We start from the raw sequence: 13,732 nt of genomic DNA on the forward strand, positions 1-13,732 counted from the left end.
ATCTGCGTCTGCCCCGAGACGGCGATGGCCGCGCGCCCCGCGGGCCGCCAGACTAGGACGATGCCCTCCGCACCCACGACCGAGACCGTCCCACGGCTCGTGCCTCCCGTGCCGAGGTGGCTTCAGGACGTCCTGGTCGCGGTCCTCGTGATCGTGCCGGCGTTCGCTCCCGTTCCGTTCCCCGAGCTGCGGCCCTCCGGCCCCGTCGTGTTCGTCCTGGTGCTCCTCCCCGCGGCGGTGCTGCCGCTCCGTCGACGGTGGCCGCGCACGGTGTTCGTCGTCTGCATCGCGCTGTACGTGGCCGCGCTCGCCCTCGGCACGCTGTCGCCGGGGGTGACGGTCGCGATCGCGATCGCGGCGTATGGCCTGGGTGACCGGGTGAGCCGTCGCGCGGCGGCGCCGGTGGGCATCGCCGCCGTCGGTGTGGTCGTCACGGCGAGCATCGTCGTGACGCTGACGACCGGGATGGACACACACTTCCTCCAGGTCGGACTCGTCCTCGCCCTCGCGGGTGCGCTGGGGAATGCCGCCCGGTCGCGGCGCGCGTACGTGGAGGCCGTCGTCGAACGCGCCCGACGTGCCGAGCAGACGCGCGAGGCCGAGGCGCGTCGCCGGGTCACCGAGGAGCGGTTGCGGATCGCGCGACCTGCACGACGCCGTGGCGCACCAGATCTCGGTCATCAGCCTGAATGCCGGCGTCGCCTCGTCGGCGCTGGAGACGCGTCCGGAACGCGCGCGAGAAGCGCTCGCGACCATCCGTTCGGCCTCCCGTGAGGTGCTGGGCGAGATCGGGTCGATGCTCACCGTGCTCCGCACCCCCGACGAAGTCGGGATCCGCGATCAGCCGGGGCTCGCCCGACTTCCGGACGTCGTCGAGTCCGTCCGCGTCGCCGGCTGGGACGTGGTGGTGCGCGACGAGATCGGTCTCGACACGGCGACGGCGGGTCTGCCGCTCGGCGTCGACATCGTCGCCTACCGCGTCGTGCAAGAGGGGCTGACCAACGCGCTCAAGCACGGCGCCGCCCGGCGCGCGCACGTGCTGCTGCGCCGCGACGGCGACGTTCTCGAGGTCGTCGTCACCAATCCGTGGCAGGGCGGGACCGGGGCGCAGGACTCCCCGCCGTCCGGCTTCGGACTCGTCGGTCTGCGGGAACGTGTCGACTCGGTCGGTGGCGAGCTGGAGGCGGGGCCGGCTCCCGGCGGCTTCCGTCTCGCCGCCCGGCTTCCCCTGGCCGCGCACGCAGGGACCACCCCCGGAGGGCTCTCGTGACCACCGTGCTCGTCGTCGACGATCAGGCGCTCATCCGCAGCGCCGTGCGCGACCTCCTGGACGCGGCGCCCGCGATCGACGTCGTGGGCGAGGCCGCTGACGGAGAGGTGGCCGTGGAGCTCACGCGCCGCTTGTCGCCCGACGTCGTCGTGTGCGACATCCGGATGCCGCGGATGGACGGGATCGAGGCCACGCGCCGGATCTGCGCCGATCCCGCCCTGGCCGCGACGCGCGTCCTGATCCTCACGACCTTCGAAGAGGACGACTACGTCGTCGCGGCCCTGCGGGCCGGCGCGAGCGGGTTCATCGGCAAGGGCGCAGAGCCCGAGGAGATCGTGCACGCCGTCCTCGCCGTCGACGAGGGCGGCGCGCTGCTGTCACCGGCGGCCACGCGCGCGATGATCGAGAAGTACCTCCGGCACGCGGCATCCGACGCTCCCGTCTCGTCGCCCGCGCTCGACGCTCTCACCGAACGGGAACGCGAAGTGCTCCAGCACGTGGGGCGCGGGCGCTCCAACGACGAGATCGCCGCGGTGCTGTTCATCTCTCCGCACACCGCGAAGACGCACGTGAAGAACACGATGCTCAAACTCGGCGCGCACGACCGCGCGCAACTGGTCATCGCCGCGTATGAGAGCGGGCTGGTCGTTCCCGGCGCGTGATGTCTCGGCGCTCGCGCGCGGCGGAATGTCACGAGAACAGGGGATGCGCCGAGAACAGGCTGATACCGGCGGCGCGATCGGCCTGTTGCGGGTGCATCGCCTGTTCTGGGCGCGGCGTCAGTCGCCGTCGCGGTCGAGGCCGCGCGCGCGGATCTCCTCGATGTCGAGGTCGGCGAGGATCCGCCGCGCCACGAGGTCGTCGATCGTGCCCTCCCGGCGCAGACGCAGCAGCACTTCGCGCTTGCGGTCGAGGATCGCCAGACGAAGTCGCGTGGCTTCGCGATGCCGGAGGAGCGGCGAGCGCTGGGTGATGTCGACGTCGTCGCTCACGGCGATCATCTCCAGGGGGCCCGCGGTCCGTCGCCCCTCGTCGTCCGTCGATCCCGGGGGGACGGGTCCCATGCGCGACGCGGCCTCGTCCCCGCCGTCGTCCATCTCTTCCTCGCGGTCACGCTCCTCGGCGGCGCGCTGCCGCGCCACCGCGCGGGCGTTCGCCAGTTCCAACCGCTCGTAGCCCTCGCGTCGCGCGCGGTCGCGCACGTCGTCGCTGACCCCGTGCTCGGCGGCCAGGTCGTCGAGCGCCGAGAGCGCCGCACCCGAGATCGCGCGCTGCGCGAGCTCGAACTCCTCCACCGCCGCATCGTCGGAGGGCAGCTTCGCCCACCGGATCACGACCGGGAGGAGGGGCCCCTGCACGAGCAGGGTCAGCACGATCACACCGGCGGTGACGAAGACGACGGCCTCGCGTCCCGCCACCGGCGTGCCGTCGGCGGTGCTGAGGGGCACCGACAGGGCGATCGCGAGCGACACGGCGCCGCGGAACCCTGCGACCGTGCTGACCACCCGCGAGCGGTGCCGGGACGACGTCGACGCCGAGGCCGACGGCCGCGAGAACGGCGAGAACACCCACTGGAACAGGTACCGCACGGCGGCGAGCACGAGCCACGCGGCCACGGTGACCAGCAGCAGGATGCCGATCTCCGACGGCGAGATCTCGTGGAGGACCAGTTGCACCTCGATCCCGATGAGGACGAACAGGGCGCCGTTGAGGAGGTAGACGCCGAAGGGCCACGTGGCATCCGCCGCCCGCCGGGACATCGCCGTGGTGATCCGGGGAGAGATCCAGGCCACGATGAGCCCGGCGAACACGACCGCCAAGACGCCCGACGCGTGGGAGATCTCGGCCACGAGGAACGCCACGAAAGGCACCAGCAGGAGCGTCAGGTTGATCGTGAGCGTCGACTCCATGCGGCGCAGCGCCAGGAACGCGAGGGCCGCGACGGCGATGCCGGCGGCCGCGCCGCCGAGGTAGGACACCAGCACCATCCCGGTGATCTGCCACGGCGTGACCTGGTTGCCGATGAGGAGAGACACCGCGATGGAGTACAGCACGAGCGCCGTGCCGTCGTTGGTGAGACTCTCGGCTTTGAGCTTCATGAACGTCTTCTCCGGCAGCAGCCGGCCGAGCGCGGCGACCGCGGTGGCATCCGGCGGGGCGACCGCCGCGCCCAGCACGAGGGCGGCCTCCCACGGCACACCCATCCACGTCGCGACCCCCGCGACGGCGAACGCGGATGCCACGACCAGCACCGTGCTCATCGGCACGATGTACCGCAGCGACCGACGCACCGAGCGCAGGGAGGTGGTCCACGCCTCGCGGAACAGCATGACGGGCAGGAACAGCAACAGCACCGTCTCGGGCGGGAGCTCGATCTGGCGCAGCTCCGGCACGAATCCCAGCGCCAAGCCGATCACCAGCAGCACGAGCGGCGTGGCCACGCGCAGGCGCGGGGCCAGCACGGTCCCGACGAGCATCGCGAGCCCGAGCAGAACCGTGACCTCGAGTCCTTGCATCCCCAACCGCCTCTCACCGCGCCCTCAGCACACAGCGTAGAGACGGGACCGAGAATTCCCGAGGAGGCGTTCGCCGTGGGCGTGCACTCGCCGAGCCGCGAGCGGTCCCGGGGGATGGGGTCACGCGCGCGGCGGGTGTGGGCGGCGCACGTCTGGCGGGAAATATCGGTCCACAGGGAGCCAAGTGGAGCTTTCTCTGATCGATTCAGATGGGCGAGGGTGGTCCAATGAGCGACCTGAGATCAAGAGAGCGCGTCTTTACGAGTCCAATAGACCCAAAGTGGACTGTTTCGGAACTCCTCGACTGGATCGGTGCCGACGACGCCCGCTGCCACGACGAGCGACTGGACGGTCTGCTGAACGCCGTCGAGCGCGCGCTCGGGTCCGATGCCGACCGGGCTCGCTCGACGGTCTTTCTCGTTCGGTCGATCGTCGCCCGCGTGGCGGCGGAGGCGGCTCTGCGGGATCTGCGTCTCGACGAGCTGTGCGACACCCCGCAGGACCGTGGTCTCGAGGCGGTGGATGCCGTCCGCCTCGCGCCCGTGACCCTGGTCACCGCGTAGGCGGCGGATGAGAACTCTCGAGGCCGCGGTGCGCGGCCGGGGTGAGCTGCCACTGCCGTCGGAACGCGCGCGTGTACGACGTCGGGTCGGAGAACCCGCAGGCGAGCGCGATCTCGACGATCGACAGGCTGGTCGTCTCGAGCAGTCGCCGAGAGCGCTCGAGACGGGTGCGGCGGATCTCGGCCGCGGGGCTGCTCCCCACCTCCGCGAACGCCGCGTGGACCGTGCGTTCGGACACCCCGGCCGCGTCGGCGAGCGTGCTCACCCGGAGCCCGGGGTCGGCGACGCTGCGGAGGATGCGGGCGCGCACGTCCGCGCGCAGGGCCGCGGGGGAGCGTGAGCGCGAGGGCGTCCCGGAGTGGTGGGCCAAGACCTCCCTGAGCAGCTCCGCGCTCACCCGGGCGGTCTCCGCCGGCGACGACAACAGGCCGCGGCCCGCGAGCGACGAACCGACGACTCGCGCGAGCAAGCCCAACGTGCCCGCCCGGGACGTGCGCAGTGGCGCCGCCACCACCTGCCGCAGCCGATCCATCGAGAGCCCCAAGGCGGGGGTGGGCACCCGCGCGACGAGGATGTCGACCTCGCTGGGGAACGTCAGGCGATAGGGAGCGTCCGCGAGATACAGCACGCCCTCGGCGGGGCGGACGACGGTGGTCCTGCCTCGCTGCGCCACGCGCCCCGACCCGCGCAGCTGGAAGGAGAAGAGGGCGATCTCCGAATCGACGGAATCGATGAGCTCTTCCGCGCGGACGACCTCGCCCCGGGTCGAGCGGACCCGCGAGTAGGAGACGTCGGCGACGCTTTCGTAGTCGACGCGCACGCGCGGAGCGGGTCCATCACCGGTGACGTGAAGCGGGACGAACAGGTCGGACGCGAGCTCCTGCCAACGCTCGCCCGCCGTGAGCCGTGCCGTCACCATGCGACCAGTGTGGCGGCAGGGGGTTTCGTGCGTGTTGTCGCCGGACGTCGGGGCGTCGAACGCGAGCGTCGCTCGTGTAACGGTCATGTTGCGCGGCCGCGATCCTGCGGAGAATGCCAGGTTCCGTGCAGATCGGGACTCCCCGGATGCGAGGGGCTGGCCGTAGTTTTCCGTCAGCCGGTGGGACGTTCGGATCGCCCGGCTCCCACGATGAAGGAGATCTCATGACCCGCGTCCGCGCCGCTGCCGTTCAGGCCGAGCCCGTCTGGTTCGACCTCGAGGCGACCACCGCCAAGACGGTGGAGATCATCGGACAGGCCGCTGGCGAGGGCGCCGACCTCGTCGCCTTCCCCGAGACCTGGCTGCCCGGATACCCCCTCTTCCTGTGGGGGATGACGGCGGGAGAGCAGATTCCCCTCGCCGCCCTCTACCGCGCGAACTCGCCACACATCGACGGACCGGAGATCGCGCGCATCCGCGAGGCGGCCGCCGAGCACGAGATCACCGTGGTGCTCGGTCTCAGCGAGCGGGACCACGGGTCGCTCTACATGGCGCAGGTCATCATCGGTCCGGACGGCGACGTGCTGCTGCACCGCCGCAAGCTCAAGCCGACGTTCGTCGAACGCACGCTGTTCGGTGAGGGGGACGGATCGGGGCTGCAGGTCATCGACACGCCTCTCGGACGACTCGGGGCGCTCAACTGCTGGGAGCACCTGCAGCCGCTCCTGAAGTTCAGCATGTACGCGCAGCACGAGCAGATCCACGTCGGAGCGTGGCCGCCGTTCGGCGATCAGCTGGCCCAGTTCTCCGCTGAGGCGTCGATCGCGATGAGCCGGACCTACGCCATGGAGGGCGGGGTCTTCGTGCTCATGGCCAACGGCGTCATGAACAACGTCCCCGGCTTCACCGGGGGCGGGGCCGCGGGGATCTACGGCCCCGACGGAGCGCTCCTGAGCGAGCCGATCGATCCGACCCGCGAGGGTCTCGCCGTGGCCGACCTCGACCTCGACGCCATCGGCATTGCCAAGGGATTCGCGGACCCCGTCGGCCACTACGCGCGCCCCGACGTCTTCACCTTCTCGGTCGACCGCACGGCGCGGCCGGCGGCATCTGTGGGTCCCGTCGGCGAGAGCGAGCCTGCTCGCCCGGCCGGTGCGGGCGACGGAGAGCTGCCGTCGATCGCGATGTGAGCGAGACGGCGGTGGTGGCGCGTGTCCGGGCTTACGCGGGCAGCGCCACCTTCGCCTTCGCCCACGAGCGTCCGCGGGTGTCCTTGAGGATGTCGTACTCGACGTCGACGTGGGGCTCGATCGCGCTGTACTTGTCGTTCGGGGCACCGATGACGAGCTGGAACCCGAGGCCCCGCCACGCGCCGATCGCGCGCTTGGTGAAGTGGGCGTCGGCCTTGATGAGCGCCTCGTCGAGGAACACCGGGGCGTACCGGGGGCGTTCGGCCCCGGCATCCCCGAGCTGGTAGCGCAGCGCGGCGCCGACGATGAACGCGATGAGCTCTTGCGACTCGCCACCGGACTTCTCGCCGATGTGGTCGTACAGCGCGACGTGCTCGCCGGTCGCGGCACGGAAGCGCTCGGCGCTCACCCGAACGTGGTTGCGCACGTCGATGAGGTCGGCGAAGTCGGGGGCGGTGGAGCGGATGCGGCCGATGAGCCGCGCCATCCGCGCGTACACGGCCTCTCGCTCCTCGTCGCTCCCGGCTGCGTCGATCGCCGCGCGGACGTCCCGCAGCTCGCGACGGAATCGGCGCCGCACCTCGGACTGGCTCTCGCGCGGAACGATCTGCAGGCGGTGGTCGTCGTCGTAGAACGGCAGGTCGCGCATGATCTCGTTGATCGGGGCGATGCGGTCGCGGATCTCTCGCAGCGCCCGCGTGAGCGAGGAGTCGAGGTTCGTGAGGTCGTTGCCCGAGAGGCGCAGCAGACTGTCGCGCCACTCGGCCTCGAGCTCGTGCAGGCCGCTGGCCTCGAGATCGGCGAGGATCCGCTCGAAGTCGCCCAGCGACTCGTCGGGATCGGCGAGGAGGTTCGGGCTCGGCCACCGGTCGATGAAGGCGCTCAGGGTGCGCCGCAGGCCCTCGCGCTGGTCGCTCCAGGTCTCCTGCGCGGCGCGCTGGTCCTCGAGCAGGCGCTTCGACGCCGACTCGAGTGCCGCGTCGAACCGCGCGAGGCGCTCGGACGGCGACCGGTCCTCGCCGTCGGGGGCGACGAAGAGGGCGTCGAGGTAGGCGGCTTCGTCGGCCGTGAGGGTGAGACCGGCGTCCTCGGCATCCTCGAGTCGCGCGTGGGCGGCATCGACCTCGTCGGTGACCTCGGCCCACCGGGCCGCGAGCCGCTGCTGCTCGGTCTTGGCCGCGCCGATCTCCTCGCGCAGGCGCGCGGCGCGGGCACGCGTCCCCGAGATCTGCTCCTGCAACTCGGCGATGCGGGGGTTGCCGGCCGTCACCTCGGCGATCGTCTCGTTCCAGCGTTCGAGTTCGCGATCGACGGATGCCGTGTCCACCTGCTCCCACGTGAGGTCGGCGATCTTCTCCAGGGCGCTGCGCCGGTCGTCGAACGCGTCGAGGGCGGCCGCGGCCTCGTCGACGGCGGTCTTGGCCGAAGCGAGGTCGGCGCGGGCCCGAGCGATCTGCTCGCCCAGGTCGCTCAGGCGCGCACGGCTGGAGAAGCCGAGAATGCTCTGCCGCACCGAACCGCCGTGGGCACCGCGCGCGCCCTGGCTGGTCTGCCCCGTGATCGTGAGGGCCATCCGGTGCTGCGACAGCTCGCGTGCGGCATCCACGCACACGAACGAGAACTGCTGCTCCAGGCGGTCCTGCAGCCAGCCCGTGAACGGGGTGCTGCGGTAGTCCAGGCGCCCGGGGAGAGTGGCCGGGTCCAGGCCGGCGCGCTCGGGCAGGCCGGTCGACACACCCTCGAACCGCAGCCGCTCCGACAGCCGCACGCCGTCGATCGCGGCGCGGAAGGATGCCAGGTGCGCGGTATCCACGAGGAGGGTCGTGGCGAAACCGCCCAGGGCGAGGGTGAACGCCCCGCGCCACGGCTCGAACTCGGTGCGGACGTCGACGAGCTCGGCGACGAACGGCAGCTCCGCGGCGGTGAGCCCGGCGGCTTCGGCGAGCGCCTCGCGCGCCTCGTGCAGCCGCGGTGGGATGTTGTCGTCGCGCGTCTGGGTGCGGCGGTGCTCGGTCTCGAGGGTCGCGAGCTGCTGACGCGCCTCGGTGTGCCGGCTGCTCGCGGTGACGAAGGCGTCGCGCACCGCGGTCTTGGCATCCGCGTCGCCGAGAGTGCGGCGGGCGTCGTCGGCCAGCGCCGCGAACTGCTTCGCGGTGCCGACCTCGGCGCCGAGCACCGCCAGAGCGGCCTCGAAACGCTCGCGGTCGCGCACCATCCCGGCGCGGCGACGCTCGAGGGCGCGGAGCTCGCGCTGCGCCGCGTCGAGTCGGTCGCCGCCGGCGGCCCGCAGCACGTCGCCGAGTCCGTCGCGCTCCGCTTCTGCGGCGTCGGCGAGGGCCTGGCGTTCGCGCACGAGCGCGTCGGTGGCGTGGGTGCGTTCGCGCAGTTCGTCCTCGACGGCGCCGAGCAGATCGACGCGGCGCTGCGCGCGCCACAGCGACGCGCGCGAGGCCGGGTCGCCGAAGCGCCCCAGGGCTTCGATGATGCGCACGCGTTCGGCGGCCTCGTCGATGCGCGCCTTCATCGTGCGGATCGGCTGCAGCGCCCGCACTTGCTGGCGTGCCTCGAGCATGCGGGTGCGGGTGCTCTCGAGGCCGTCGAAGTGCGCGACGACGGCCTCGGCGGTCGCGAGGGTCTCGGGCTCCTCCAGCACCATGCGCTTGTAGAGGTCGTCGACGGTGGTGATCTGCTGCCCCGCCTGGATGCGCGCGAGCAGGCTCATCGCCTTCGCGCCGGAACCGGCCGCGCCGATGCCGAGGACCGCGTGCAACCGCGCCGAGAACTCGCGGTCGGTCGCGAGGGTGTCCAGGCCCGTCGCACGGACCGCGGCGTCGGAGAGATGCTGCTGCGCAGCGCGTTCCAGCCCGCGCAGGTCGAAGTCGCCGTGGATGGTTCCGCGCACCTTGACCGCGTCGTCGAGGACGCGCGCCGAGGCGGGGAAGTACCAGGCGCGCACGGCCGTGAACCGCGCGCCGTCGTGGTCGACCCACGTCATCGCGATCGCCGTCCACGTGTCGGTGCCGTCGCCGCGCAGCACCCGCACTTTCGTGCCCTCGTCGGTGCGGGACTCGTCGAGCTTGCCGCGGCCGTACGAGAGGATGTTGCGCTGCTCCTGCCCGCGGGGGCGCCCGACGACCGCGCCGTTGGAGGCGCCGTTGAAGGGGGTCGTGTGGGGCATCATGAGCGCGACGTAGGCGTCCATCAGCGTGGACTTGCCCGATCCGGAACCGCCGCACAGCAGCGTCGCGGTCGGCGCGAAGCGCACGCGGTGCTCTCCGTCGTAGCCGCCCCAGTTGATCAGCTGGAGCTCGTGGGCGACCCACTGCTGACCGCGCGAGGCGGCGGGGATGAGGCCGAACAGCGTCTCGAGCATCGTCATGCCAGTTCTCCCTCGGCCGTGTCGGATGCCGGCGCCTCGCCCGCCGACGGCGTCGCGGTCGCGGCATCCGTCGTCTGCGCGTCGAGCCACTTCTGCAGTTCGCGCAGCACCTCGGCGCTGAGCACGATCTCGATGAGCGGTCCGATGCGGAAGCGCCCCTCGGACTCCTCCTCGATGATCCCCTCGCGGTCGAGGCGCGCGATCGCGGTGCGGACCGCTCGCTGCTGGCTCGCGCGGGTGCCGTCGCTCTCGGCGAAGTACGTCAGGACCGTCTGCTCGACTTCTTCGACGTCGACGCGCGCCGACGGCGCACCCGCGGTGGTCTCGCGCTGGAACACCGTGCGCAGATACACCAGCACGAGCGTCTCGGCGCGCGAGTAGGCCTCGTCCTTGAGCAGGATCGGCACCTCGACCTCGTCGCTGCGCACTTGCTCCTTGTAGGCGACGCCGCGCTCGTGGTCGACGACGAGCCGCACGAACAGGTCGTTCAGCCGCGACTCGATCATCTGCTGGTGCTCGAGCAGCAGCTTCCACTCGGCGGGGGAGTTCTCGGCCAGCAGGAACCGCCGCTGCAGGATCCGCACGAGCACGCGTCGCACATCGGCGTCCAGGATGCCGCGGTCCCCGGCGAACAGAGCGTCGGGGTCGTTCTCCATCGGGACCGGGGCGATGAAGGCCGGCGTCGGGTCGACGGCGGCGGGGGCCGGCGCGGCGGGGGCGGACGTGTCGACGTCAGTCATCGGCATCCGTTTCTGTGGGGCGGACGGCGGTGACCGCCGTGAAAGCGAAGCGGCGGGTGGTGCCGTCGGGGCGCACGGCCTCGACCACCGAGACCTCGTCGCCCTCGGTGATGCCGCCGCGGTGGGCGATCTCGAGCAGACCGACGAGGTCGACCGGACGGCGGGTGTACGCGTCGGCGCCGGTGAAGGCCTCGGCGAGATCGAAGCGCGCGCCGAGGCCGTCGACGTAGCGCTCGAGCTCGGCGTAGTGCGGGCCGCCCCAGGCGCGCGTGTCGGCATCCACGAACTCGACGTCGGTCTCGTCGACCGAGAGCGGATCGGGGGCGCCGGGTGGGCGGATGTCGCTGAGCGAGCGCCGCAAGTGACCGATGTCGGCGAGGGGAAGGGTACGCACCGGCTCGACGCGGCCCGCAGCCTTCGTCTGGCTCCACCGGTGCAGCCCCGCCATCACCGCGCGGAGTAGATCGTCGACCTGGCGGTCGCGGATCGGGTCGTGGGTCTTCACCTGCACGGTGATCACGTGCGAGGCGCGGCGCTGCGCGGTGAGGACCTCGTGCACGCCGGCCTCGACCCGACGCGCGATCGCGTCGAGCTCGCCGCGCTGCTCGGGGGTCATCAGGCGCGCGAAGGGCTGCGTGAGCACCGCGTGCAGCTGGTCGGTGAGGTCGTCGATGTGCTCGGGGTCGCCGATCAGGCGCAACGCTCCCTGGAACGCCCGGCCCTCGGGCGTGGCCTGCATGACGTGGCGACCGCGCTCGAGGTACTCGCGCAGCACGTCGCCGGTGGGGCGGGCGTCGCGGCGGAGCTCGGCGACGACGTCGCGCTGCATCGCCGCGATCGACTCCGCCACGCGGGAGAAGTCCGCGGGGAGCTCGCGCGCGAGGTGGATGACGTTCTCGGCCTCTTCGAGCAAGTGCTCGTCGTCGGGCGGCTCGACGACCCCGCCGTCAAGCGCCGCGATCTCGGCATCCAGGGCCGCGCGCTCGGCGAGGAGGACTTCGCGGCGACGCTCCGGGTCGGTCTCGGCGTCGCGGGCGAGCCGCTCGACGGCGTCCAGCAGCGTGCGCACCCGGGAGCGCGAGACGCGCGCGCGTCCGCCGCCCGCTCGTCCGGCGATCTCCAGCGCACCGACCGCGTGCGCCGAGAGGCGATACACCTCGACGTCGTCCTCGATCTGCAGGCTCAGCCACCCCACGCGCACCCAGCCGCGGCAGATGTCGCGGGCCGAACCGGCGGGGATGCGGCGGTCGTCGTCGGTGTCGTACCCGGCGGCGCGCAGTTCGTCGATCGTCTCGGCGACCTCGACGTGGGCGTCGGCCACGGCCACCGCGGGACGGTCGGGCGAGAACACCGTCGAGAGCACGGCCACCACGAACGGCGCGAACCTGCCGTGCAGCAGGTCGAGCATCGGGTTCTTGAACGCCGTGACCGAGCGCAGGTAGGCGGCTTCGGCGCGGGTGGTGGTCACTGGCTGAAGTCTACCGGCGGGGCGGGGCGGGCACCGATCCCGCGGTGGCCGCCGCGGGTCGGTGCCCATCCGCCGGGCGCATCCGACCTGCGGCGACATCGCGTCTCCGTGCCGAACTCCGGAGAAATCCGGCGTACGCGTCGATTCGGCGGGCGAACGCGCGGCGAACAGGCGGAAACTCAGGAGTTCGGCCCGGGCGACCGTCGGCGCAACGCGAAGACCGCGGCATCCCTCCCGTGCAGGAGAGGGATGCCGCGGCCGAGGCGGTGCGGTCAGATCTCCGAGCGCGGGCCCGGGACGGTCTTGTTGACGCCCGTGACGGGCTGGTTCTCGTCGAACGAGGCGATGGGCTTCTTGAAGCCGCGGGTGAGGACCACGAGGTAGACCACGCCGATCGCGGTCCAGATGAGCCCCCCGACGAGCGCGTGCCCGTCGAGGTTCACCCAGAGCAGACCCGTGAGCAGCATGCCGATCCCGGGCATCACGATGTACCGGAAGATGTCGCCCGGCGTCTTTCGCAGCCCCCGGCGGATCGCGAACCAGGCGATGACCGAGATGTTCACGAACGTGAAGGCCACGAGCGCGCCGTAGTTGATGTACGCGGCGATCTGCTCGAGCGTGAACGAGATCGCGAGCAGGCTCACGAGCCCCACGATGACGATCGAGATCGTCGGGGTGTGCGTCTTCGGGTTGATGAATCCGAAGACCCGCCGCGGCAGGACGTTGTTGCGTCCCATCACCATGAGCATGCGCGAGACCGACGCGTGCGAGGCGAGCCACGACGCGAGGGTCGCCGCGAAGCCGGCCGCTGTGAGCACGGCCTGGAGCACGGGGCCGCCGACCTGGACGCCGATCTCGGGCAGGGTGCTGTCCTCGATGGCCTCGGGCGGGAAGGCGGTGGAGTCGGGGAAGCGCAGCTGCGTGACGTAGGCGGCGATGAGGAAGATGAGGCCGCCGGCCACGAGCGTGAGCAGGATCGCACGGGGCATGATCTTGGGCGTCTTGGCCTCTTCCGAGTACATCGACACCGCGTCGAAGCCGATGAACGAGAAGCAGACCACGGTCGCACCGGCCAGCACGGCGCCGAACTGCACGTCGCTGTGGACGAAGGGAGCCAGCGACACGGCAGTACCGGCCCCTGCTCCGCCGACGAGCTGCACGACCACCATGACGACGAAGACCGCCATGACGAGGATCGAGAACACCAGCAGGATCATGTTGACGTTGGAGGTGCCGCGCATCGTCAAGTAGATGACGCCGGTGACGCCGGCCGTGAAGACGACCACCCACACCCAGCCGGGGATGTCGGGGAAGAGCGCCTCCATGTAGCTGCGGAGGATGAGGGCGTTCACCATCGGCAGCAGCATGTAGTCGATCAGCGCCGTCCATCCGACGACGAAGCCGACGCCGGGGTGGATGGATTCGCGGGCGTAGGTGTAGGCCGACCCGGCGCTCGGGATGACGCGGACCATCTTTCCGTAGCTGATCGCGGTGAACACGAGCACGACGAGGGCGATGGCGTAGGCGGCGGGGACGACGTTGTTGGTCTTCTCGGCGACGAGGCCGAAGGTGTCGAAGATGACGGTCGGGGTCATGTAGCCCAGGCCGAGACCCACGATCGACCACAGGCCGAGGGTGCGGGCGAGTCTGGCGCCCGAACCGGACGCGGGCGCCGCAGTGGCGCGGG

General features: G+C 71.6%; 11 protein-coding genes. 5 read left to right on the plus strand and 6 right to left on the minus strand.

All coding sequences use genetic code 11. The annotated features are described in order from the left end of the window. The first annotated feature begins 60 nt into the window (after window positions 1–60). Genes AC3E6M_RS10445 through AC3E6M_RS10455 form a run of 3 tightly spaced genes read left to right on the plus strand, consistent with a single transcriptional unit; the run spans window position 61 to window position 1,932 of the window. Window positions 61–774 (plus strand): hypothetical protein, encoded by a 714-nt coding sequence (locus AC3E6M_RS10445; RefSeq protein WP_490529829.1) that lies wholly within the window; start codon window positions 61–63, stop codon window positions 772–774. After that, a complete protein-coding gene (locus tag AC3E6M_RS10450) occupies window positions 659–1,270 on the plus strand; it encodes a sensor histidine kinase (RefSeq protein WP_490529830.1) in 612 nt (203 codons plus the stop codon). Before AC3E6M_RS10445 ends, AC3E6M_RS10450 begins: the two co-directional genes overlap by 116 nt. Further along, complete coding sequence (locus tag AC3E6M_RS10455) at window positions 1,267–1,932, plus strand: response regulator (RefSeq protein ID WP_490529831.1); 666 nt, start codon at window positions 1,267–1,269, stop codon at window positions 1,930–1,932. Before AC3E6M_RS10450 ends, AC3E6M_RS10455 begins: the two co-directional genes overlap by 4 nt. Window positions 1,933–2,049: 117 nt before the next feature. Here AC3E6M_RS10455 and AC3E6M_RS10460 read toward each other — a convergent pair whose 3' ends face one another. Beyond that, on the minus strand, window positions 2,050–3,786 hold the full coding sequence (locus AC3E6M_RS10460; RefSeq protein ID WP_490529832.1) for a Na+/H+ antiporter: 1,737 nt from the start codon (window positions 3,784–3,786) through the stop codon (window positions 2,050–2,052). A gap of 227 nt (window positions 3,787–4,013) precedes the next feature. Between AC3E6M_RS10460 and AC3E6M_RS10465 the strand changes: the two genes are divergently transcribed. Next, window positions 4,014–4,349 (plus strand): hypothetical protein, encoded by a 336-nt coding sequence (locus AC3E6M_RS10465; protein WP_138175674.1) that lies wholly within the window; start codon window positions 4,014–4,016, stop codon window positions 4,347–4,349. Here the strand turns inward: AC3E6M_RS10465 and AC3E6M_RS10470 are convergent. Further along, complete coding sequence (locus AC3E6M_RS10470; protein WP_490529833.1) at window positions 4,339–5,268, minus strand: AraC family transcriptional regulator; 930 nt, start codon at window positions 5,266–5,268, stop codon at window positions 4,339–4,341. The two genes, AC3E6M_RS10465 and AC3E6M_RS10470, sit on opposite strands and share 11 nt — an antisense overlap. Window positions 5,269–5,492: 224 nt before the next feature. On the opposite strand from AC3E6M_RS10470, the gene AC3E6M_RS10475 reads away from it, so the two are divergent. After that, on the plus strand, window positions 5,493–6,458 hold the full coding sequence (locus AC3E6M_RS10475; RefSeq protein ID WP_490529834.1) for a carbon-nitrogen hydrolase family protein: 966 nt from the start codon (window positions 5,493–5,495) through the stop codon (window positions 6,456–6,458). 31 nt (window positions 6,459–6,489) lie between these two features. Here AC3E6M_RS10475 and AC3E6M_RS10480 read toward each other — a convergent pair whose 3' ends face one another. The 4 genes from AC3E6M_RS10480 to AC3E6M_RS10495 all read right to left on the minus strand — a co-directional run bounded on the left by AC3E6M_RS10480 (window position 6,490) and on the right by AC3E6M_RS10495 (window position 13,673). Continuing rightward, the gene (locus AC3E6M_RS10480; RefSeq protein ID WP_490529835.1) at window positions 6,490–9,837 is read right to left on the minus strand and encodes an ATP-binding protein; all 3,348 of its coding nucleotides are present in this window, start codon (window positions 9,835–9,837) and stop codon (window positions 6,490–6,492) included. Beyond that, entirely contained in the window at window positions 9,834–10,577 is a 744-nt protein-coding gene (locus AC3E6M_RS10485; protein ID WP_394529537.1) for a DUF4194 domain-containing protein, read from the minus strand. Before AC3E6M_RS10485 ends, AC3E6M_RS10480 begins: the two co-directional genes overlap by 4 nt. Continuing rightward, window positions 10,570–12,045, minus strand: coding sequence for a DUF3375 domain-containing protein (locus tag AC3E6M_RS10490; RefSeq protein ID WP_490529836.1), 1,476 nt, complete (start codon window positions 12,043–12,045; stop codon window positions 10,570–10,572). Before AC3E6M_RS10490 ends, AC3E6M_RS10485 begins: the two co-directional genes overlap by 8 nt. A gap of 272 nt (window positions 12,046–12,317) precedes the next feature. Next, window positions 12,318–13,673, minus strand: a complete 1,356-nt coding sequence (locus AC3E6M_RS10495) for an APC family permease (protein ID WP_138177043.1) — start codon at window positions 13,671–13,673, stop codon at window positions 12,318–12,320. Window positions 13,674–13,732 lie beyond the last annotated feature (59 nt).

Source organism: Microbacterium sp. SCPM-O-B-15248 (M128), from assembly GCF_058214835.1.